The organism is Bradyrhizobium sp. CCBAU 25338 (genome assembly GCF_028128965.1).
Classification (GTDB): domain Bacteria; phylum Pseudomonadota; class Alphaproteobacteria; order Rhizobiales; family Xanthobacteraceae; genus Bradyrhizobium; species Bradyrhizobium liaoningense.
On the sequence record NZ_LFKY01000033.1, the window covers coordinates 1 to 21,541 of the forward strand.

General features: G+C 63.8%; 21 protein-coding genes. 15 read left to right on the forward strand and 6 right to left on the reverse strand.

Features of this window, described 5'->3' with window-relative positions:
- Positions 1-567: 567 nt before the first annotated feature.
- Positions 568-1,176, reverse strand: a complete 609-nt coding sequence (locus ACM42_RS13130; RefSeq protein WP_271528315.1) for a hypothetical protein — start codon at positions 1,174-1,176, stop codon at positions 568-570.
- Positions 1,177-1,695: 519 nt separating this feature from the next.
- Between ACM42_RS13130 and ACM42_RS13135 the strand changes: the two genes are divergently transcribed.
- The 4 genes from ACM42_RS13135 to ACM42_RS13150 all read left to right on the forward strand — a co-directional run bounded on the left by ACM42_RS13135 (position 1,696) and on the right by ACM42_RS13150 (position 5,513).
- A complete protein-coding gene (locus ACM42_RS13135; protein ID WP_271528316.1) occupies positions 1,696-3,729 on the forward strand; it encodes a VTT domain-containing protein in 2,034 nt (677 codons plus the stop codon).
- Entirely contained in the window at positions 3,729-4,403 is a 675-nt protein-coding gene (locus tag ACM42_RS13140) for an endonuclease/exonuclease/phosphatase family protein (protein WP_271528317.1), read from the forward strand. The genes ACM42_RS13135 and ACM42_RS13140 overlap by 1 nt, the downstream gene beginning before the upstream one ends.
- Positions 4,404-4,632: 229 nt before the next feature.
- Positions 4,633-4,824, forward strand: a complete 192-nt coding sequence (locus tag ACM42_RS13145; RefSeq protein WP_035713295.1) for a hypothetical protein — start codon at positions 4,633-4,635, stop codon at positions 4,822-4,824.
- Positions 4,825-5,195: 371 nt separating this feature from the next.
- The gene (locus tag ACM42_RS13150) at positions 5,196-5,513 is read left to right on the forward strand and encodes a DUF1476 domain-containing protein (RefSeq protein ID WP_271528318.1); all 318 of its coding nucleotides are present in this window, start codon (positions 5,196-5,198) and stop codon (positions 5,511-5,513) included.
- Positions 5,514-5,530: 17 nt separating this feature from the next.
- Here ACM42_RS13150 and ACM42_RS13155 read toward each other — a convergent pair whose 3' ends face one another.
- Together ACM42_RS13155 and ACM42_RS13160 are read right to left on the reverse strand one after the other, a co-directional pair.
- Positions 5,531-6,004, reverse strand: coding sequence for a GNAT family N-acetyltransferase (locus ACM42_RS13155; protein ID WP_271528319.1), 474 nt, complete (start codon positions 6,002-6,004; stop codon positions 5,531-5,533).
- A 47-nt stretch (positions 6,005-6,051) separates the two neighbouring features.
- Complete coding sequence (locus ACM42_RS13160) at positions 6,052-6,630, reverse strand: TIGR00645 family protein (protein ID WP_271528320.1); 579 nt, start codon at positions 6,628-6,630, stop codon at positions 6,052-6,054.
- Positions 6,631-6,844: 214 nt separating this feature from the next.
- On the opposite strand from ACM42_RS13160, the gene ACM42_RS13165 reads away from it, so the two are divergent.
- Complete coding sequence (locus tag ACM42_RS13165) at positions 6,845-7,081, forward strand: hypothetical protein (protein ID WP_271528471.1); 237 nt, start codon at positions 6,845-6,847, stop codon at positions 7,079-7,081.
- Between the two features lie 33 nt (positions 7,082-7,114).
- On the opposite strand, the gene ACM42_RS13170 is transcribed toward ACM42_RS13165, so the two are convergent.
- On the reverse strand, positions 7,115-7,243 hold the full coding sequence (locus ACM42_RS13170; protein WP_271528321.1) for a hypothetical protein: 129 nt from the start codon (positions 7,241-7,243) through the stop codon (positions 7,115-7,117).
- 787 nt (positions 7,244-8,030) lie between these two features.
- On the opposite strand from ACM42_RS13170, the gene ACM42_RS13175 reads away from it, so the two are divergent.
- A complete protein-coding gene (locus ACM42_RS13175; protein WP_271528322.1) occupies positions 8,031-8,954 on the forward strand; it encodes a septal ring lytic transglycosylase RlpA family protein in 924 nt (307 codons plus the stop codon).
- Here the strand turns inward: ACM42_RS13175 and ACM42_RS13180 are convergent.
- Entirely contained in the window at positions 8,948-9,904 is a 957-nt protein-coding gene (locus ACM42_RS13180; protein ID WP_271528323.1) for an alpha/beta fold hydrolase, read from the reverse strand. The genes ACM42_RS13175 and ACM42_RS13180 overlap by 7 nt on opposite strands.
- A gap of 154 nt (positions 9,905-10,058) precedes the next feature.
- On the opposite strand from ACM42_RS13180, the gene ACM42_RS13185 reads away from it, so the two are divergent.
- From ACM42_RS13185 to ACM42_RS13225, 9 genes are all read left to right on the forward strand, one after another.
- Positions 10,059-11,321, forward strand: a complete 1,263-nt coding sequence (locus ACM42_RS13185; protein WP_271528324.1) for a D-alanyl-D-alanine carboxypeptidase family protein — start codon at positions 10,059-10,061, stop codon at positions 11,319-11,321.
- Positions 11,322-11,323: 2 nt separating this feature from the next.
- Positions 11,324-12,010 carry a dTMP kinase gene (tmk, locus tag ACM42_RS13190; RefSeq protein ID WP_271528325.1) on the forward strand — a complete coding sequence of 229 codons (687 nt, stop codon included), beginning with the start codon at positions 11,324-11,326 and terminating at the stop codon, positions 12,008-12,010.
- Positions 12,007-13,053: a DNA polymerase III subunit delta' gene (locus ACM42_RS13195; RefSeq protein ID WP_271528326.1), complete on the forward strand. Its 1,047-nt coding sequence runs from the start codon at positions 12,007-12,009 to the stop codon at positions 13,051-13,053. Before tmk ends, ACM42_RS13195 begins: the two co-directional genes overlap by 4 nt.
- A gap of 110 nt (positions 13,054-13,163) precedes the next feature.
- A complete protein-coding gene (gene metG / locus ACM42_RS13200; protein WP_271528327.1) occupies positions 13,164-15,152 on the forward strand; it encodes a methionine--tRNA ligase in 1,989 nt (662 codons plus the stop codon).
- 13 nt (positions 15,153-15,165) lie between these two features.
- Positions 15,166-15,942 carry a TatD family hydrolase gene (locus ACM42_RS13205; RefSeq protein WP_271528328.1) on the forward strand — a complete coding sequence of 259 codons (777 nt, stop codon included), beginning with the start codon at positions 15,166-15,168 and terminating at the stop codon, positions 15,940-15,942.
- 13 nt (positions 15,943-15,955) lie between these two features.
- Positions 15,956-16,753: an MBL fold metallo-hydrolase gene (locus ACM42_RS13210; RefSeq protein WP_271528329.1), complete on the forward strand. Its 798-nt coding sequence runs from the start codon at positions 15,956-15,958 to the stop codon at positions 16,751-16,753.
- A gap of 147 nt (positions 16,754-16,900) precedes the next feature.
- Entirely contained in the window at positions 16,901-17,494 is a 594-nt protein-coding gene (locus ACM42_RS13215) for a TRAP transporter small permease (protein ID WP_271528330.1), read from the forward strand.
- A gap of 2 nt (positions 17,495-17,496) precedes the next feature.
- Positions 17,497-18,810, forward strand: coding sequence for a TRAP transporter large permease (locus ACM42_RS13220; RefSeq protein WP_271528331.1), 1,314 nt, complete (start codon positions 17,497-17,499; stop codon positions 18,808-18,810).
- Between the two features lie 39 nt (positions 18,811-18,849).
- Positions 18,850-19,827 (forward strand): TRAP transporter substrate-binding protein, encoded by a 978-nt coding sequence (locus ACM42_RS13225; RefSeq protein WP_271528332.1) that lies wholly within the window; start codon positions 18,850-18,852, stop codon positions 19,825-19,827.
- Positions 19,828-19,886: 59 nt separating this feature from the next.
- On the opposite strand, the gene ACM42_RS13230 is transcribed toward ACM42_RS13225, so the two are convergent.
- Positions 19,887-21,536 carry an acyl-CoA synthetase gene (locus ACM42_RS13230; protein ID WP_271528333.1) on the reverse strand — a complete coding sequence of 550 codons (1,650 nt, stop codon included), beginning with the start codon at positions 21,534-21,536 and terminating at the stop codon, positions 19,887-19,889.
- Positions 21,537-21,541 lie beyond the last annotated feature (5 nt).

Sequence of the window (21,541 nt, forward strand, 5' to 3'; positions counted from 1 at the left end):
ACCGCCCGGATGGGCACATCCAACCGCCCGAACGAACTCAGGTCTGGATAAAACTTGGGGGCAACGTCACCGTCGACGCGCAAGCTGCCGTTCATCGGGTATTCAGCGCCTCCGTCATACGTTGTGAGGAGGGAGACGGATCATGATCATTAGCGTTGCCGCGGCTGCGCTCGCGCTTCACCTCGGGACCCCGGTGGCACGGGACATTTCACCCGAGATTCGGACTGTCCAATACCATGTCCCCGTTAGGCCGCCTCCGTGCGGCCACGGTTGGGATGTGAGCGCCCGTGACGGTATGTGCTATCCAAACGGGTACCTTCCGCCTCAGGAACAGGCTGCGCGGCAGTACTACTATCGCGGTGGTGGAGGTTACGGCAGACATCGAGTTCCCTGTGGTCACGGCGCAGACGTCGATGTTCGAGACGGTCAATGCTACCCCAACGGTACGGTCCCGCCGCAGTTTCAGCAGGGTCGACAGGGGTACTATGGCTACGACGAGTATGAACGCCACCCCAGACGCCGCTATTATTGAGAAGCCCGCCAGCGGTGAACTGGCGGGCCTCGACCTCAGCTCTTCGTATCAGCGCCCTTCAGCGCATCCCATGCGGCTTGGTTCGCTTGATCGAACGCCTTCCGGGATTCGGCGAGCGCGGCGCTCAGGACGGACCAGGATTCACTGCCGGCCTGCTTCAGCTTTTGCACACGTGCTTCCGCTTCGGACGCATCGGATTTCATCTGCTTGAGCGCGGCATCGACGTCGGCGGTGCGGGCCGTGGCCACTTTGCCCGCGGCCTCGCGGAATTTGTCCGCCGCTTCGCGCCAGGCCTTGGCCTGTGCCGCCGCAACGTCCTTGAACGTGGCCTGCTGCTGCTCGAGCTGCTTGCCCGCGGTTTCGAAGAAGGTCTTCACCTGGGCTTCAAACCCAGCCCATTGCTTTTCCAGGTCTGTCTTGGCGCCCGCCCAAGCGGCTTCGCCGGCCTCCGCCTGCGTCTTGAGCAAGGCCTGAAACTCATCGCGGCGATTCTTCAGGTCCGACAGGAGTTGATCAGTCTTGACCTTGGACTCGGCCTTGGCCTCGCCGGCCTTGACCTCGAAGGAAGCCAATGCGGCATCCATTTCGTCGATCCGCTCCTTGGCCCAATTGAGGTAAAAATGCATGCTGCTCTGCTGTGACATGGCCGTCTCCGTTTGCTTGCCGAGGTCAGGATTTCAGAGCTCGGGCTTGCCCGTATTGACCTGTCTCAATGACCTTGTGGTCTGAAGCGCTGGCGAACGGTCGACGGCGCACCTCCTCCTGGCGCAAAGGAGGAAAAGCGCGTCAGGAACGCCATCGAATTTGAGAGATTAGCCTGACCGGAAGCTTCACAGCGGGCAACGCATGTTCTTCTTCTTCTCAAACCGGCTGGGATGTCTCGGCTCGCTGCTGATCTCCGGCTTGATCACTGTGGCGCTGCTGTTCCTGTTCGGGATACTCCGGTTTTGATCCTCGGCGCGTGGGTCCAAGGCTGCGCCCGCGCTCGGGAGGGACGGCAGAAGCTGGAAGGTCTGCCTTTGCGCTCCGAACGGCGATCGTGGGAACCCCTTGAGCATCCAACGCGTTTAGACACGAATGCGAATTGCGAGGTCCACCTGCTTCAGAGTTCATCGACCCTGATCCCCGGCGACACCGTCTGGCGGCGGTGCGAAGCGCGGCGTGTGGCGGTTCTGAACGATGCTGCCGCTTATTTCGCGGCCCTGCGGGAGGCGCTGCTGGAGGCGCAAGATCTCGTCTATATCGTAGGGTGGGACATCCATAGTGAAACCCGGCTGGTCGGAGCTTCCGGACGAGCCGATGATGGCTTGCCGGAACAGCTCGGTCCGTTCCTGCGCGCGCTGGTTCAACGCCGGCCCGCCTTGCGGATCAACATTCTCGTCTGGGACTTCGTCTCCTTTTACGCCTCCGAAAGGGAGTGGAGTTCCGCGGCAAAGTTTACCGCCGAAACAGATGGCCGCGTCCGGTTTCATCTGGATTCCACGCTTCCGTTTGGCTCGGCCCAGCACCAGAAGATCGTCTGTGTCGACGGTTCACTGGCGTTCGTCGGCGGGCTCGATCTGACGATCAGGCGCTGGGACACGAGTGACCATCGCGCCGATCACGCATCGCGCTGCGACCCCCAGGGGAAGCCATACCTGCCGTTTCATGACGTTCAATGCATGGTCGACGGGGATGCCGCGGCGTTGCTGTTCGAGCTCGCGGAGGCACGCTGGCGTGCGGCAGGTCAACAGAGGCATGATCGGCGCGCGCTGAAGAGCGTTCGGTGGCCAGCCAACGTGCCGGTCGAGGCCGAGCACTTGCCGGTCGGTATCGCCAGGACCGAGGTGGTCTGTCCCGCAGGTTCGACCATCAGGGAGGTCGAGCGTTCCCTGATTGCAGCGATCCGGTCCGCGACGAGCTTCATCTACATCGAAAATCAGTTCACCAGCGCCACCAAGATCGCGCGCGAACTGGCGGAGCAGATGCGTCGCGTGCCGTCGCTTCGGGCTCTGGTGGTCGCTCCAAAACTGCATTCCTCGTGGCTGGAATTCCAGGCCATGCAGAACGGCCGTGGCGCCTTCATCGACTGCTTTGGTGCAGCCGGGGTCGCAGATCGCATTCGCTTCCTCTATCCGGTCTCACGCAGCGGAGATACGGAAGTTGCCGTGATGGTGCACAGCAAGCTCATGATCGTCGATAACAGGATATTGAGAATCGGCTCGGCTAACCTTAACAATCGGTCGATGGGAGCCGATAGCGAATGTGACCTCATTTTCGAGGCCGCATCCGAGGAGCATCGGGATTTCATCGCCTCGGTTCGCCATCGCTTGATCGCCCATTTCTGCGTTCTCGAAGAACAGACCCTCGCGCAAGATGAGGATCGCCTTCTTGCTCTCCTCGACGACGTGTCGAAAGGTGATGGGACGAAGACGCTGCGGAAAGTGGAGTCCTCGGGTTTGACCAGTACACTGGCCACGATGGTTCAGCCGGTGGCGGACCCTGAGAGGCCTCTTCATTTGGAGCGGGCAGCATCTCGCATGTGGAGCACGAAGACGATAATCGGGATCGTATCGATCGCCGTGGCGCTTCTTGGCTTGACGCTGGCCTGGTCGTACTCATCCTTGAGCGATTTCGCCGATGAAGGCCGCATTTCGACGCTCCTCTCTGCCTATTCGCAATCCATCTGGGGACCATTCTTCGCGATCGCAGCTTTTGTCGTCGGCGGGCTGGTCGTGTTTCCGATTCTCGTACTCATTGCCGCAACCGCTGCTGCACTGGGGCCATGGCTGGGTTTCTTCACTGCAATGGCTGGCGCCTTGCTCAGCGCCCTTGTCCTTTTCTCAATCGGACGGGTGCTCGGTCGAGAACGCCTCCAGCATCTGCTCGGACGACGCGCAGCACGCATCCAGGAACGCATTGTCGGTAGAGGCATTCTGGCCGTCGTCGTCATCAGGATGATTCCGATCGCGCCGTACTCGGTCGTGAATGTCGTGGCAGGTGCGAGCACGCTGCCGCTTCGTGACTTCATGGTTGGAACGCTGCTGGGTATCACGCCCGGGATTCTCGCCATGGCCGTTCTGGGAGCTCAGATCGCGGATCTGGCCAGGAATGCGTCCTGGAGCAACGTTTTGCTGCTCGCACTGGCGTTTCTGGGCTGGCTCGGGTTCTGCGCGGGCGCACAATTCCTCGCGACGTGGCTCGCCGGGAGGCGCTGATGGCGCCAATGCGCTTCATGACGTGGAACGTGCACGGCACGTTCAATCTCAATCCGAAATTCGACCTGGATGGTGTTTGCTCCATCATTCGCAAGTGGTCGCCGGATGTCGTCGCGCTTCAGGAGGTGGATTCCCGATCGCGGTCGGACGATCCCTTTGCGAAGCTCGCGAGTGCGGTCGGCGATCATCGCGTCCACGCCAAGTCGATCGTCACGGAGGACGGTGACTACGGTCAGATGCTCCTGAGCCGCTTTCCGTTCTCCGGCGTGCCGGAGATCGTCGACGTGTCGTATCGGGAGCGGGAGCCACGCAGAGCGATTGCCACGGGATTGCTGACGCCTCTTGGCGACGTCCGCGTGGTCGCCACTCATCTCGGCCTGAGTATCCACGAGCGTTATGCGCAGGCTCAGGCCCTGGTGAGCCTGGTGAGGCCTGGAAGAACTGTCGTCCTCGGCGATTTCAACGACTGGTTTTGGGTGAAATCGGTGCGGCGCGTGCTCGCGCAGGCCTGCCCAAACCGTACGCGGCTGCGAACCTTCCCGGCGCGCTTGCCCTTGCTTCGGCTCGACCGGATCTATGCAACGCGCGATAGCCGGTTCGGGAAAGTCTGGACCGACGAAGAGGCGAGGGCCTATTCGGACCATTTGCCTGTGATCGCGGACATCGAGATCTGATTTGCCGGCGACGGGCCCGTTTCACTTCCCCTCTCGCCGTGGCCCCCCGAAAAGGGGAACTCGGTCAGATGTTCCGAGGGATGAAAGGGCTGTTGCGCTTCAGAAAAGCGTTGTGGCAGCAGGACTTATCTACTGTGCATGGGGTTGTTTTCGCAATCTTCATGACCGGGCCTATGCCCGTGAGCGGGACCATGCGGGAACTTTTTCCTCGCCGCGGCGTTGATTTGGCATGACTGAAGACCTTTCCTTTCGACGCAAACCCCTGACCCCCGAACAGCGCCAAGCGCGCGATGCGGCGCGCCGGATCGAGGCCGAGAAGGCCATGCGCGACCATGAAGCGGCGCAGAAGGCGTTTTACGCCAACAAGGAACGGCTGAGGGCCGAGCGGCTGGCGCGTGAAGCGGCGGCGCCGAAGGACTGAGCTGACGCGCTTGCTGCCCAATCCGTGAATCGTTTCTCCGGCGGCCTTTTTGGCCGCTGGTGCCGCTTGGACACCTTTTTCGAGTCGTCGGCGACCTTCAGCGGTCCGCTTCGCGCAAGGTCCGGGGTTGATAGGGTGGCTTGCTACAGGCAGATCCGTTCAAGCCTTCGAAACTCCGGCAGTTCATTGCTCGGGCGTCAGCTCTCGATGTCTCCGCTCCATGCGGCGCCGTGCACCCGCGTGCATCGGCAGGCTTGACGGCGTTCGGCTTCCGGGAGGAAGCTTCAGATGATCCTAAACTGACGTGAAGCACGGAGACTTTCGCTCCCAGCAAGTCCGATCCTCATCAGCGAACCAGAATGGAGCTGACCATGACCACGTTCGACAAGCGCGAGCAGGGCTTTGAAGCCAAATTCGCTCACGACGAGGAGTTCATGTTCAAAGCCGCCGCGCGATCCAACAAGCTGCTCGGGCTGTGGGCCGCAGGCCAGCTCGGGCTTAGCGGCGATGCCGCGGCAAGCTACGCAACCGCGCTGGTGACGGACCACCTGGAGAGCCGGACGATCGACGATGTCGTCGGCAAGGTGTCAGGCGATCTCGCAGACAAGGGCGTCGTGCGTGAGCAGGTCGCGCAGAAGCTTCAGGAGTATCTGCACCAGGCCCTTCAGCAGCTCCAAGCAGAATCCTGAGCGTGTGCAACTGGCGCTCACAGCTCCATGTGAACGATTTCGATGGGCTCGCCGCCGAGGCCGTGAGAGAACTGCCCTCTGCCCGTGCTTCTGAATCCGTATCGTCGGTAGAAGGCCTCGGCGTTGATCGTGGCTTCAAGACGGATCGGTCCGTCATGGCCGAGGCGAGCCTGGGCGACGCCGATGTCGAGCAGCCGCTGACCGAGCCCGGAACCGGCCGCTTCGGGCAGGACGAACAAGCGGGTGACCTCGCCGGGCTCCGCATCGACGAAACCGACGACGATCCCGTTGCGAAGGCCGACGGTCATTCGCCCTCTGGTGATGAGATCTTCGTAGAACCGCGGTGTCCGTTCGCCCATCCAGTTTTCGATCTGGGCCTGCGAATAGCACCCACGCGACAGACCCGCGATCGAGGCTTTGGTGATGTTGAACACCGTTTCCGCATCGTCAGGACGCGCCGCCCTGAAAGACACCTCGCTATCGGCGGACATGAAACCTCTCAGGGCAGGCGGTGGGTTGCAAGCTGTGCGGGCGATCCTCACTCCGCATGTTTGCGCATCCCGGACTCGCTGAGCTTGTCGACATAGGCAATGCCGATCGCCGACACGACGAAGGTGAGGTGGATCAGCACCTGCCACATCACGGCGGTTTCGGTGAAGCCGGCGCGGTTGGAGCCGAGATTGCCGGCCTCGATGAAGGTGCGGAGCAGCGCGATCGAGGAGATGCCGATGATAGCCATGGCGAGCTTGATCTTCAGGGCGCTCGCATTGACATGGCCGAGCCATTCCGGTTCGTCGGGATGGCCCCGGAGCTCGAGCCGCGAAACAAACGTCTCGTAGCCGCCGATGATGACCATCACGAGCAGATTGGAGATCATCACGACGTCGATCAGCGCCAGCACGCTCATCATGATCTGGTGCTCGGTGAGGTCGAGGGCGTGCCAGGAGAGGTGCCAGAGCTCCTTGAGGAACAGCGCGATGTAGACGCATTGCGCCACGATCAGCCCGAGATAGAGCGGCAGTTGCAGCCAGCGCGAGCCGAAAATGATCGTCGGAAGCAGGCCAAGCTGCGGCGAAGGCGGGCGGCGGCCAGTTCTGGGGTCAAGCTCAACCGACATTCAGGCCGCATCCTCGCATTCGGACGATCTCGCCGTCATGTACCCCGACAAGATGGCCGGCGGAAGACGCGAGGCGCTTGCCGCCTTCCATGGGCAGGGCTGTTTCGTGCTACCTTGCCGACCGGCCGCCGGGTGACGGCCGGCGAGCTGGAGGTGGGGAGTGTCTCGGAGCAGCCTTGGCAAGTGGTCCGGCGCAGTCGCATGCGCGGGCGCCATGCTGGTTGGTGCAGGCGGCGCCGAGGTCTCGGCGACGCCGCTGACGCCGTTTCGCTACGAGGCGCAGGCGCAGCGTCATTGCCCGCATGACAGGGTGGTCTGGCTCGACTTCAAGAAGGGCATCTACTACCGCAAGGGTCAGAAGCGGTATGGCCAGGGATTTGAGGGCAGCTTCGTCTGCCTGAGCGAGGCCCGCGACGGCTTCTATCGCCGTTCACTGCTGGGTCTGCGCTGAGCGGCACGTGATCCAGGCTTGCCGACGCGCCGGCTATTTCTGCGCCGGCAGCTTGATCGGCACGTGCGGACAGGTGCTGATGACCCGGGGACTTCCATCCGGATAGGTGCGGTCGCCGCGGATCAGGGATTCCAGGACCAGGAAGAATTTCTCGGCAAGCATCTGCGTCACCCTCATTGGTGATGGCCTCTCGCAATTGGTCGAGGCGCCGAACGCAGAAATTCAATCAACTGAATGGGAGCGGGACAGTGGCGCTTGCTGCGCCGCGGTGGAGCGATGTCCTAGATCGGAAGCAGGGCCCTCAGGCAAATGCCAGGGCCACGAGGCTCGAGCAGAGCAGCACCAAGCCGCCCGCGGTCAATGCCAGGAAACCATCGGATACGAGGTCATGGTTGCGCATGGGACACCTGCTGCTCTCGTCTACGATGCTCGGTCGGATCCATCAAAATCGTCCGAACGGGCCGCCTTGAAAGAGGTGACGCTTGCTGCCCGCGCGAGTGCCTTTAGGCCCTCGTGCGGTAACCTTCAAACGCATGGGCCAGGAAGATCACCGCGCTTACCAGACCCATCAGTGCCGAAACCGTCTCGATCATCGTTAAATTCCAATCCGCCCCTGCCAGCCGAGAAGACGCGTGCGGCCTTGCACAGTCAAAAGAATTTCGGTGAGCGCCGCGACAATGGGGGTGGAGTGAGGATTTGGCGCAACAGCTTGTCCAGCGGTGGCACAGAGCAGGGCGCCCAGGTTCCGTAGATGGCGGGGGGAAGCGAACCTCCCGTTTACCATCTCGGCGTGATCGCTGTGGGCTCCCCATTTCCGCCGTGTTCGGGTTGCGTTATCCTTACTACTTCCGATGCGGTGGTGGGCCGCCTTGGAATCACAGGTCCGGACAGCGCTCTCCGTCACCAAAGCGGGTTGGGTACGCCTCCGGCGGAATGGTATTTGGGGCGCATGGGGATCCGACGGTCAGATTCGGTTTTGCGGGCCGCGCGTGGTGTTGCGGCAGTCGCGACCTGCCTCGCGCTCGCCAATTGCGCCTCGTCCAGCAAATTCGCCAGCCGCGTCGATCCGAAATACGGCGTGTCCTCGAGCCCCCGGGTGGTGGCCTGGGGCGAACCGGTCCCGAAAGGCGGCGGCACCTACCGTGTCGGCAAGCCCTATGTCGTGGCGGGCCGGACCTACGTGCCGGAGGAGGACGTCAACTACCGTGCCGAGGGCATGGCGTCCTGGTACGGCGACGATTTCCACGGCCGCCTGACCGCCAACGGCGAAGTGTTCGACATGACCTCGCTGACCGCGGCGCACCCGACCTTGCCGATGCCGTCCTACGCGCGGGTGACCAATATCTCGAACGGCAAGTCGCTGATCGTCCGCGTCAATGATCGCGGGCCCTATCACGGCAATCGCCTCATCGACGTCTCGAACAAGGCTGCCGAACTCCTTGAATTCAAAGGCAATGGTGTCGCCAAGGTCCGCGTCGAATATGTTGGCCGGGCGCCGCTTGAAGGCTCCGACGACCGCCAGCTGATGGCAACCTTGCGCACCGGCGTTCCGGCACCGTCGCCCTCGATGGTCCGTGTCGCCTCGGCAAAGCCGTTCGTGCCGGAGCTGCCGTCATCGAGCCGCGGCTCCATCCGCGGCGAGGTCCCGATGCCGGAAGGACGCCCCTACAATCTCGGTAACACCTCGGCCGACATGGCATCGCTCAATGCGACCTCGGAAATGTCGGCCTCGAGCCGCGGCCGGGGCCGAGCGCTGCAGAACGTGCGCGCAGTGTCCTATGACGAGGACCGCCGCTACCTCGCCGAGAGCGCGGCCTCATCGGATGGCGCCGCCGAGGCTCGCAACATCCTGAGCGGCCGCGGGCTCTACTGAGCCGCGCTCGCCGTCAGGAATTTCACCAGCGCCGCGTTCACCTCGTGGGGCCGCTCCTGCTGCACCCAATGGCCGGCGCCCTCGAGGATCAGCCTGCCCTTGAGATTCGGCAGCACCCGCTCGAGCTCGTTGACGCGCTTGGCGCCGATCAGGCCGGTGATCACTGCGTCCTTTGAGCCTGCGATGAAGAGGGAAGGCTGGTGGATCTGTGCGTCCTGCCAGGGCGCGGTCAGCTCCCAGTTGCGGTCGATGTTGCGGTACCAGTTCAGCCCGCCGCGGAAGCCGGACTTGCGGAAGGCTTCGGTGAAATAGGCCAGATCAGTCTCGCTGAGCCAGCCGGGCAGTGGCTCCTCGGTAGTCGCGTGGCTGAGAAAGCCCTTGCCCTCCTGCACGAACATGGCCGCGGACGGATCGGCCAGGCCGCGTCCGGCGAGCACGATGCGCATGGTGCGGCCGACGTCTCGCTCGAGTTCAGCCTCGGCGACGCCGGGCGCCTGGAAATACTGCCAGTAGAAATTGGTGATGCCGCCTTGGCGCAACAGGTCGAGCGGCTTGCCGCGGCCGCGGAACGGTGGCGGCACGCTCAGGCCCGCGACCGCCGTGAAGATGTCGGGCCGGAACAGCGCCGCGTGCCAGGCGACCGGGGCGCCCCAATCGTGGCCGACCACCATCGCCCTGGTCTCGCCGAGCGCCTGGACGAGGCCGACCACGTCACCGACCGTATCGAAGATCGAATAGGCCGCAACATCAGGCGGCGCTGAGCTTTGGCCGTAGCCGCGCATGTCGGGCGCGACGACGTGAAACCCGGCCTCGGCGAGCGCGGGGATCTGGTGGCGCCAGGAGTAGGACAGTTCCGGCCAGCCATGGCACAGCACCACCAGCGGTCCCTGGCCGGCTTCGCGGACGAACAGCTCGACCCCGTTGGCCTTGATCATGCGGGTTGAGGACATTCGCTTTTCCGCCTTGTTTCAGGGGTTTGGTCCGGAAATATGAGATGCCACGATAGGGGCGCGAGGAGAATCGTGCAATCTCACGGGCAAGCATCCAACCGCGTGTTGTTCGCATCTGTTCCAACTGTTAGAACGCCTCCCTCAGGGCTTCGCCATGGCATTTCGTCTTCCTTTGCTTCGTCGTAACCGGCTCACCGCCGGCACGCTGGTGCGCGGGCTGATCGCTGCGGCCCTGGTGGCGGGGATCGGCTGGGGCGGGGCGCTCTATGCGGCCAACCAGAGCGTCCAGGGCGCCAAGAAAGCGGAAGAGGCCGGATTCGATGGCGATGCCCCGACTGCGATCCTGATCGAAGCCTCCAGCGGCAGCGTGCTGTTCGAGAAGAACGCCGACGAGCTGCGCGCACCCTCGAGCATGATGAAGCTGATGACCGCGGAGGTGGTCTTCAATGCGATCAAGAAGGGCGACATCAAGCTGACGGACGAGTACCGGATCAGCGAGAATGCCTGGCGCCGGGGCGGCGCGCCCTCGGGCGGCTCGACCATGTTCGCGGCCATCAACAGCAAGGTCTCGGTCGACGATCTCCTGCACGGCGCGATCATCCAGAGCGGCAATGACGCCTGCATCGCGCTTGCCGAAGCCATGGCGGGCAATGAGCGGATCTTCGCGGCCGACTTCATGACCAAGCGCGCCCGCGAACTCGGCCTCGCCAGATCGACCTTCGCCAATTCCAACGGCTTGCCCGATCCCGGCAACAAGATGACGGTGCGCGAGCTCGCCATGCTCGCCCGGCACATCATTCTCGACTTCCCCGAATTCTACAAACTGTTCGGCGAGAAGGAGTTCACCTGGAACAAGATCCGCCAGTTCAACCGCAATCCGCTGCTCAATTCGATGGAAGGCGCCGACGGTCTCAAGACCGGCTACACCAAGGAAGGCGGCTACGGCATGGTGGGCTCGGCCGTGCAGAACGGCACACGGCTGATCGTCGTCGTCAACGGACTCGAAGATCCCGAGGATCGCGCCACGGAAGCCAAGAAGATGCTGGAATGGGGCTTCCGCAATTTCGAGACCCGCACCCTGATCGCCGCCGAGCAGCCGGTCGGTTACGCCAAGGTGTTCGGCGGCGAGAGCCGCTCGGTCAAGCTCGTCGCCAGGACGCCGGTGAAGGTGATGGTGCACAAGAACGGCAGCGACAAGCTGATTGCGCGCATCGTCTATAGCGGCCCGGTGCGCGCGCCGATCGAGGCCGGTCAACGGGTCGGCGTGGTCAAGGTCTGGCGCAGCGGCAACATTGCGGTCGAGACGCCGGTCTATGCAGCGGAAGCGATCGGCACCGGTTCGACCATGCGCCGCGCGATCGACGGCGCGAGCGAGCTCGTGATCGGCATGTTCCGCGCAGGCGCCGAGAAGCTCTGATCATGAGTGAGAGCGCGGTACAGCGACCGTCCGGACGCGGACGCTTCATCACCTTTGAAGGCGGCGAGGGCGCGGGCAAGTCGACCCAGATCAAGAAGCTCGCTGACCGCCTCAAGGCGGCAAAGTTGCGCATCCGGGTCACGCGTGAGCCGGGTGGCTCGCCGGGCGCCGAGATCATGCGTCACCTGGTGCTGTCGGGCATGGGCAAGCTGCTCGGCCCCGAAGCTGAGACGCTGCTGTTTGCCGCCGCGCGCGATGACCATGTCCGCACCGTGATCCTGCCTGCGCTCAACCAGGGCACCTGGGTGCTCTGCGACCGCTTCGCCGACTCGACACGGGCCTATCAGGGCAGCCTCGGCCGCGTTCCCGAGGGCCTGATCAACGCCATGCAAAGGGTCACGATCGGCGATCTCAAGCCTGATCTCACCATCATCCTCGATTTGCCGGTCGAGATTGGCCTGCAACGCGCTGCCGCGCGCCGCGGCAGCGGCACGCCTGACAGGTTCGAGGCCGAGAAGCTCAGCTTCCACGAGGGCCTTCGCGAAGCCTATCGCAAGATCGCAGCGGAGGATCCCGCGCGCTGCGTGCTGATCGACGCCAATTCCGATCCGGACACGGTCGCCGGGCGCATCTGGACCGTGCTGTGCGAACGTCTGCTCCCCACGCCTGCATCAGTGGTGTCAGCATGAGCCCGCGTCAGGCCGAACGCGAAACCGCGATCCCGCATCCGCGCGAGACTTCGCGGCTGTTCGGCCATCGCGAGGCCGAGGCGGCGCTGCTGACGGCCTATCGCAGCGGGCGCATTCCGCATGCCTGGCTGATCGGCGGGCCGCAAGGGATCGGCAAGGCAACGCTGGCCTATCGCATGGCGCGCTTCGTGCTCGCCCATTCTCAGCCGCTCGCGCCCGCCGTGCTGCACGCCGAGAACCTTGCGATCGATCCTGACGACGCGGTCGCGCGGCAGGTGGCCGCCGGCTCGCATGGCGGCCTGCTGGCGCTGGAGCGAACCGCCAATGATCGCGGCGTGATGCGCACCGTGATCACCGTGGACGAGACGCGCGAGACGATCGCGTTCTTTGGCTCGACCGCGGCAGCCGAAGGATGGCGCGTCTGCATCGTCGACACCGTCGACGAGCTCAATCCGAACGCGGCCAACGCGCTTCTGAAGATCCTCGAGGAGCCGCCCCAGCAATCGCTGTTTCTTCTGGTGAGCCACGCGCCCGCGCGCGTGCTCGCCACGATCCAGTCACGCTGCCGCAAGTTGCGCCTGCGTCCGCTCGCCACGGATGACGTGATCGCGGCCGCGGCTTCGGCGGCCGAGCTCGATCCGAACGATCCCGCGCTGCGCGAGGCGGCCGAGGCCTCCGAGGGAAGCGTCGCACGGGCGCTGACGCTGCTCGGCGGCGACGCCCTGAAACTTCAGCAGCGCACGGCGGCGCTGCTCGCGCGCCTGCCGCAGGTCGATCCGCGCGAATTGCACACGCTCGGCGATTCGCTCGGCACCAGCGACCGCGTCGCGCTTGCCGCCTTCGTCGACGGCATCGACCGCTGGATCGCGGAGCGGCTGCATGCGGATGAGGCCAATGCCAACCAGAACCTGCCGCGCCTTGCGCGCCTAGCTGAGGTATGGGAAAAGATCGTCCGCGCCGCGCGTGACACCGAAACCTACAATCTGGAGCGCAAGCCCTTGGTCTTCTCGGTGTTCGGCTGGCTGGCGGACGCAACGCGCTGAAGCATGATCCGGAAAAGTGCGGAGCGGTTTTCCGAAAAGATCATGCGCAAAACAACAACCTAACGCAGGTTCGTTTCCAAATTTCGGACAAGCCGGTAAAGGAATTCGTGGTGGCAACGCGAGCTAAGAAGACCGTCAAAGGCAAGAGCAGCAAGAAGAAGGCTGCCAAGAAGGCCGTGAAGAAAGCCGCCGTGAAGGCCGTGAAGACGCGCGCGGCCAAAGCCGCCAAGAAGACCAAGAAGGCCGCCGCCAGGAAGGGCGGGGCGAAGAGCGCTGCAAAGACGACGAAGAAGGCCGGCAAAAAGGCTGCGAAGGAGCAGGTCGTCGCCAAGAAGGCTTCGAAGAAATCGGCTGCCAACAAGCCGGCCAAGGCTCCGGCAAAGGCTCCGGCGAAGAAGGTCGCGAAGAAGGCGGCTGCACCTGCCGTGACCGCCGCGCCGTCTCCTGTCGTCACGCCGCCGAGGGCTGTGACGCCCAAGGTATCGAAACCCAAGACCCCGCGTGCGCCGAAACCAGTCGCTGCTCCACAGGTCGCCGCACCCGTTGCCGCCCCCGCGCGCGACAACGTCTTCTACATCACGACCGCGATCGCCTATCCCAATGGCAGCCCGCATATCGGCCACGCCTATGAGGCGATCGCGACCGACGCGCTGGCGCGCTTTGCGCGGCTCGACGGCAAGGACGTGTTCTTCCTGACCGGCACCGACGAGCACGGTCAGAAGATGGTTCAGACCGCGGCCGGGGAGGGCATGTCCGCCGCCGCGCTCGCGACCCGCAATGCCGGCCGCTTCAAGGAGATGGACGAGCGTCTGAACGTGTCGTTCGACCGCTTCATTCGTACCACCGAGGAGCAGCATCACCGCTCCAGCCAGGAGATCTGGCGGCGCATGGAAGCGAACGGCGACATCTATGCCGACACCTATTCGGGCTGGTACTCGGTCCGTGACGAGGCCTATTACGCCGAGGACGAGACGCGCGTGAACGACGACGGCGTGCGCCTGGGGCCGCAGGGTACGCCGGTCGAATGGGTCGAGGAGAAGAGCTATTTCTTCCGCCTGTCGGCGTATCAGGACAAGCTGCTCAAGCTCTACGCGGATCACCCTGATTTCATCGGACCGGACTCGCGCAAGAACGAGGTGGTGAGCTTCGTCAAGGGCGGCCTGCGCGATCTCTCGATCTCGCGCACGACCTTCGATTGGGGCGTGAAAGTGCCTGGCGACGAAGGACATGTGATGTATGTCTGGGTCGACGCGCTGACCAACTACATCACCGGCGTCGGCTTTCCCGATGAGAGCGACAAGAACTGGCGCTATTGGCCGGCCGACGTGCACGTCATCGGCAAGGACATCATCCGCTTCCATGCGGTGTATTGGCCGGCCTTCCTTCTGTCGGCCGGAATCCCGCTGCCGAAGCGGGTCTATGCCCACGGCTTCCTGTTCAGCAGGGGCGAGAAGATGTCGAAGTCGGTCGGCAACGTCGTCGATCCCTTCAATCTCGCCGACCAGTACGGCGTCGACCAGATGCGCTATTTCTTCCTGCGCGAGGTGCCGTTCGGACAGGACGGCAACTACAATCATGAGGCCATCGTGGCGCGCATCAATGCCGATCTCGCCAACGACCTCGGCAACCTCGCGCAGCGCTCGCTCTCGATGATAGCCAAGCAGTTCGGCGGCGTGCTGGCCGAGCCCGGGGACTTCAGCGACAACGACAAGGCGATTCTGGCAATGGCCGACGGCATGATCGCTGCGTCACGCGAGGCCATGGCGACGCAGCAGATCCATCAATGGCTCAACGCCGTCTGGGCAGTGGTCGCGGAGGCCAACCGCTATTTCGCCGGGGAGGCGCCGTGGGCGCTCGCGAAGACGGATCCTGCCCGGCAGAAGACGGTGCTCTACGTCACCGCCGAAGTCGTCCGCCAGGTCGCGATCCTTGCTCAGCCGGCGATGCCGACCGCCTCAGGCAAGCTGCTCGATAGCCTCGGCATCCCCGAGACCGAGCGCAAGTTCGCCATGCTCGGCGGCGCCAAGCGCATCGCGCCCGGCTCGACGCTCCCGGCGCCGACGCCGGCGTTCCCGCGCTACGTCGAGCCGGCGGCCTGAAGGCGTTCGCGCGATGCTGGTCGACAGCCACTGCCACCTCGATTTTCCGGACTTCGCGGAAGATCTCGACGGGATCGTGTCGCGGGCGCGAGCGGCCGGCATCACGCGCATGGTCACGATCTCGACGCGGGTGCGCCGGCTGAAGGATCTGCTCGCGATCGCCGAACGCTATGACGACGTCTATTGCTCGGTCGGCACCCATCCGCACAACGCGGACGAGGAGGACGGCATCGCGCCGGACGAGCTCGTTGCCCTGACGCAGCACGCCAAGGTCGTCGCGCTCGGCGAGGCCGGGCTCGACTATTTCTACGACAACGGCTCGCCGGAGGCGCAGGCGAGGGGCTTTCGCGCCCACATCGCCGCCGCTCGCGCCACCGGCCTGCCGCTGGTGATCCACACCCGCGAAGCCGACGAGGACTGCGCACGCATTCTGGAGGACGAGGCGGCAAAGGGATCGTTTCGCGCCGTGCTGCATTGTTACACGGGCGGACGCGAGCTGGCACTGAAGGCGGTGTCGCTCGGGCTCTATATCGGCTTCACGGGAATCCTGACCTTCAAGAAATCAGAGGCCTTGCGCGCGCTCGCGGCCGAACTGCCATCGGACCGTATTCTGGTTGAAACGGACTCGCCCTATCTTGCGCCCGGCAAGTTTCGAGGCAAGCGCAACGAGCCAGCCTATGTCGTCGAGGTGGCAAAAGTGCTCGCCGAGACACGCGGCGTGTCGTTTGACGAGATCTCGCGCCAGACCACTGAAAACTTCTTCCGACTGTTCTCGAAGGTGAGAGCTTGAGACTGGGAACCACATGACGTTGACGCTGACGATCCTGGGCTGCGGCTCCTCCGCCGGCGTGCCGCGCCCGGCGCTCGGCTGGGGCGCCTGTGATCCCAACAATCCCAAGAACCGCCGTCGCCGCTGCTCGCTCCTGGTCGAACGGCCGTCCGAGCACGGCACGACACGCATCGTGATCGACACCTCGCCGGATCTGCGCGAGCAGTTGCTCTCGACCAATGTCGACCACATCGACGCAGTGTTCCTGACGCACGAGCACGCCGACCAGACCCACGGCATGGACGATCTACGTTCGGTCGTCATGCACATGCGCCGTCGTATCCCGACCTACTTCAACCAGTCGACCGCCAAGGACATCCTGTCGCGATTCTCCTATTGCTTCATCTCGCCGGAGGGCAGCGACTACCCGCCGATCCTGACCCGGCATTCGATCGAGGCGGGCGAGAGCCAGACCATCCTGGGGAAGGGCGGCGCCGTGACGATGACAGCCTTCCTGGTGCAGCACGGCAACATTCCCGCGCTCGGCTATCGTATCGGGGATGCCGCCTACACGCCCGACCTCAACGACATCCCGCGCGAGAGCTGGGGCGCACTGGAAAATCTGGACCTCTGGATCGTCGATGGCCTGCGCTACACCAGCCATGTCAGCCATTTCAGCATCAACGACGCGCTGTCCTGGATCGAGCGGTTCAAGCCGAAGCGCGCGGTCATCACCAATATGACCGCCGACGTCGACTACGAGGTCATCCGTCAGTCGCTGCCGGCCGGCGTGGTGCCAGCCTATGACGGGCTGCGGCTGGAGACGCACTGAACCTGGGGTAGAAATTCTGGCGTGAGCCGGCATACTCCTTGCTTGCACCCACCCCATCATGTTGATCTAACGTCTGAAAGACAGGCGTTGGACAGGGCGACATTCAGGCACGACCGGCACGGGTCGATTGAATCGCCTCGTGTGAGGATGGGGATTGCGTTGGCAGGGGACGATGTAGCGGCTCGGGGACCAGTGCGACGCGCGCTGGATCTGCTTTACCTCGGCGCGGGCTACGCCGCGGGCGTCTTCATGGTCGCGATCTTCGCAATCATGATGGTCATGTCGGTCGGGCGCCAGTTTGCGATCAACATTCCCGCCGGCGATGATTTCGCGTCCTGGTGCATGGCCGCGATGGCTTTCCTCGGTCTCGCGCACACATTTAAGCGCGGAGAGATGATCCGCGTCGGTCTGCTGCTGGAGCGTCTGCACGGGCGGACCAAGCAGATCGCCGAGATCGTGGCGCTCGGTATTGCCACCGCCTTCATCCTCTATTTCACCCGCTATGCCGTGCAGATGACCTACGACTCCTGGCGCTTCAACGATGTAGCGCAGGGCGTCGTCGCGCTTCCGCTCTGGATTCCGCAGCTCGGCTTTGCCGGTGGCCTTGCGATCATGTCGATCGCGCTCATCGATGAAATGGTCAATGTCGTCGTCGGCAACCGGCCGAGTTACGAGAAGGGCTCGCCGGATGAGACGCCGGACGAATTCATCGAGCGCATCTCGCAGGGCGGCGGAGGTTGACCATGGCCAATCTCGGCATGATCGAGCTGTCGTTCGTTCTGCTCGGCGTCATGATCCTGCTGCTGGGAAGCGGCGTGTGGATCGCGGTCTCGCTTGGACTTGTCGGCTTCGTGGCGATGGCGCTGACGACGAGCCTCCCGCTCGGCGCCGTGCTCGCCACCACCACCTGGAGCGCCAGCTCGTCGTGGACCCTGGCCGCGCTGCCGCTGTTCATCTGGATGGGCGAGATCCTCTTCCGCACCAAATTGTCGGAAGAGATGTTCCGGGGGCTGTCGCCCTGGGTTCAGTGGCTGCCGGGACGCCTGACCCATGTCAACGTGATCGGCTGTGGCATCTTTGCGGCGGTGTCGGGCTCTTCGGCGGCGACCTGCGCGACGATCGGAAAAATCGCGCTGCCTGAGCTGGACAAGCGCGGCTACGACAAGAGCCTGAGTCTCGGATCGCTCGCAGGGGCGGGCACGCTCGGCCTCCTGATTCCGCCCTCGATCCCGATGGTGGTCTACGCAGTCACGGCGAACGTCTCCGTGCTTCAGGTGTTCCTCGGCGGATTCCTGCCGGGCGTGCTCGTGATGGTGCTCTATTCGGGCTACATCATCATCTGGTCGTTGCTCAATCCCAAGAAGGTTCCGCCGCGCGATCCGCCGATGCCGTTCCGGCAGAAGCTGCGAGAGTCTGCGAAGCTCGCACCCTGCCTGCTTCTGATCCTGGCCGTGTTTCTTTCACTCGTGCTGGGCTTTGCGACCGCCACGGAATGCGCCGCATGGGGCGTCACGGGCGCGCTGCTGCTGGCTTGGTGGAGCGGTACGCTCACGCGCAAGAATTTCCTCGAGAGCATCATGAGCGCGACGCGCCTGACCTGCATGATCATGCTGATCCTGGCAGGTGCGGCCTACACCACGGCTGCGATGGCCTATACGGGCATTCCGGCCGCGCTCGCCACCTGGGTCCAGGGCCAACAGCTCACGCCGGGCATGCTCGCGCTGTATCTGAGTATCATGTACATCATCCTGGGATGCCTGATCGACGGCATCTCGATGATCGTCCTGACCGCCGTCATCGTGCTGCCGATGGTCAGGCAGGCCGGGCTCGACCTGGTCTGGTTCGGCGTCTATCTCATCATTCATGTGGAAATGGCGCAGATCACGCCGCCGGTCGGGTTCAATCTCTTCGTGCTACAGAACATGAGCGGCCGTGATACGTTCACCGTTGCGCGTGCAGCGTTTCCGTTCTTCGTCCTGCTGCTCGCGTCCGTGTTCATCATCACGGAATACCCGCAGATCGTGATGTTTCTGCCCAAGCTCGCTTTCCCAGACTGAGCGTACGAAGTGTTCAAATTGACTGTGAGGAGAAGCCCGATGACGTCCCGTTTAATCCGCGCATCCTTGATCGCCGGCGCCGTGCTGGCCGCGACGCCCGCCATGGCTCAGACCAAATGGAATCTGCCGGCGGCATATCCAGCCGACAATCCGCACTCCGAGAATCTCGTCGCTTTCGCCAAGGACGTCGAAGCCGCCACCTCCGGCAAGCTCCAGATCACGGTTCATCCGGGTGCCTCGCTGTTCAAGGCACCCGACATCAAGCGCGCGGTGGTGACCGGGCAGGCGCAGATGGGTGAGGTGCTGCTGTCGATCCACGAGAACGAGGACCCGCTCTTCGGCATCGACGTCGTGCCGTTTCTCGCGACCAGCTTCCCGGATGCGATGAAGCTGTATCAGGCCTCCAAGCCCGCAATCGTCAAGAAGCTCGATGCGCAGGGTCTCAAGCTGCTGTTCGTCGTGCCTTGGGCGCCCCAGGGCGTCTATGTCAACAAGCCGCTCGCCACGATCGAGGACATGAAGGGCCTGAAATGGCGCGCCTACAATGTCGGAACCGCGCGGATCGGCGAGCTGGTCGGCGCCCAATCGGTGACGATCCAGGCGGCGGAACTGCCGCAGGCGCTGGCGACGGGCGTGGTGAACTCCTTCATGTCGTCGGGCGGGACCGGTTACGATTCGAAGGCCTGGGAATCGCTCAAATATTTCTATGACGTGCAGGCCTGGATTCCGAAGGACTACACCTTCGTCAACAAGGCCGCGTTCGAGGCACTCGACAAGCCGACCCAGGAGGCCATCCTCAAGGCCGCCGCGACCGCGGAAACCCGCGGCTGGAAGGCGTGGCAGGACAAGAGCACCTGGTACATCGACCAGCTCAAGGCGAAAGGCATGACGGTCGAGCCGCCGAGCCCGGCACTCAAGGCCGGCTTCCAGAAGATCGGCGAACAGCTCACGGCCGACTGGCTCAAGAAGGCAGGCGCCGACGGTCAGGCGGTGGTCGACGCCTATAGGAAGATGTGAGAACGGAGAGAGCTTCCGCTCGCCGTGCTTGGGCGGGCGGAAGGCTCTCCAGACGCTGTTTAAGCCGAGATCGCCTTCACTGATCCGACCTCGTTGCGCAGCAGGAACTTCTGGATCTTGCCGGTCGAGGTCTTCGGGATAGGTCCGAACACGACCGCCTTCGGCGTCTTGAAGCCGCTCATATGCGAACGGCAGAAGGCGATGATGTCGGCCTCGCTGGCGCTGGCGCCGTCCTTCAATTCGACGAAGGCGCAGGGCACTTCACCCCATTTCGGATCGGGCTTGGCAACCACGGCTGCGAACAGCACGGCCGGGTGCTTGTAGAGGATGTCCTCGACTTCGACGGAGGAGATGTTCTCGCCGCCGGAAATGATGATGTCCTTGGAGCGGTCCTTGATGATGACGTAGCCATGCTGGTCGAGCACGCCGAGGTCGCCGGTGTGAAACCAGCCGCCCTCGAAGGCTTCCCGGGTCGCCTTCTCGTTCCTGAGATAGCCCTTCATCACGATGTTGCCGCGGAACATGACCTCGCCGATGGTCTCGCCGTCGCGCGGCACCTCCTGCATCGTCTGCGGGTTGATGACGGTGACGCTTTCCTCGAGCGGGTAGGGCACACCCTGCCGGCGCTTCATGCGCGCGCGTTCCGCAGGCGGAAGGTCGTCCCAGCCGGGCTGCTCGGCGCAGACGGAGGCGGGGCCGTAGACCTCGGTCAGGCCGTACACATGCGTCAGCTTGATGCCGATGCTTTCGGCGCCTTCCAGCACCGCGACCGGCGGCGCAGCGCCGGCGATCAGGCCGACGACGCGGCGGTCCGCATTGCCCTTGGGCGCATCGGGTGCGTTGATCAGCGTGTTGTACACGATCGGCGCGCCGCACATGTGGGTGACGCCGTGCTGCTTGATCAGCTCGAAAATCTTCGTTGGCTCGACCTTGCGCAGGCAGACATTGATGCCGGCGGCGGCCGCAATGGTCCAGGGGAAGCACCAGCCGTTGCAGTGGAACATCGGCAGCGTCCAGAGATAGACCGGATGCTGGCCGAGATTGCCGGCGAGGATGTTGCTGACGGCGTTCAGGTACGCGCCGCGATGATGGGTGACGACGCCCTTGGGATTGCCCGTCGTGCCCGAGGTGTAGCTCAGCGCGATCGCGTCCCATTCATCGCTCGGCCTGACCGCCACGAAGCCGGGATCGCCTTGCGCAACGGCTGCCTCATACTCGATCTCGCCGATGCGCGTGCCGCCCTTGAACGATGCGTCGTCGACGTCGACCACGAGCGGCTTGGGGCCCTTCATCTGCGCGAGCGCATCGGTGATCACGCCGGAGAATTCGGGGTCGACCAGGATGATCCTGGCGCCGCCATGGTCGAGCTGGAACGCGATGGAGGGCGCATCGAGGCGGATGTTGAGCGCGTTGAGCACGGCGCCGGTCATGGGCACGGCGAAATGCGCCTCGTTCATCGCGGGAATGTTCGGCAGCATCGCCGCAACGGTGTCGCCGACGCCGATGCCCTTGCGCGCCAGCCAGGACGCAAATCGCCTGCAGCGTTCATAGGTCTGTGCCCAGGTGAAGCTGCGGCCCTCATAGACGGTGCTGACGTGATCGGGATAGACGGCGGCGCTGCGCGCGATGAAGCTCAGCGGGCTCAGCGGCACGTAGTTGGCGGGTGTCTTGTCGAGGCCGATATTGTACGGGTTCTGCCGCTCACTCATCGACA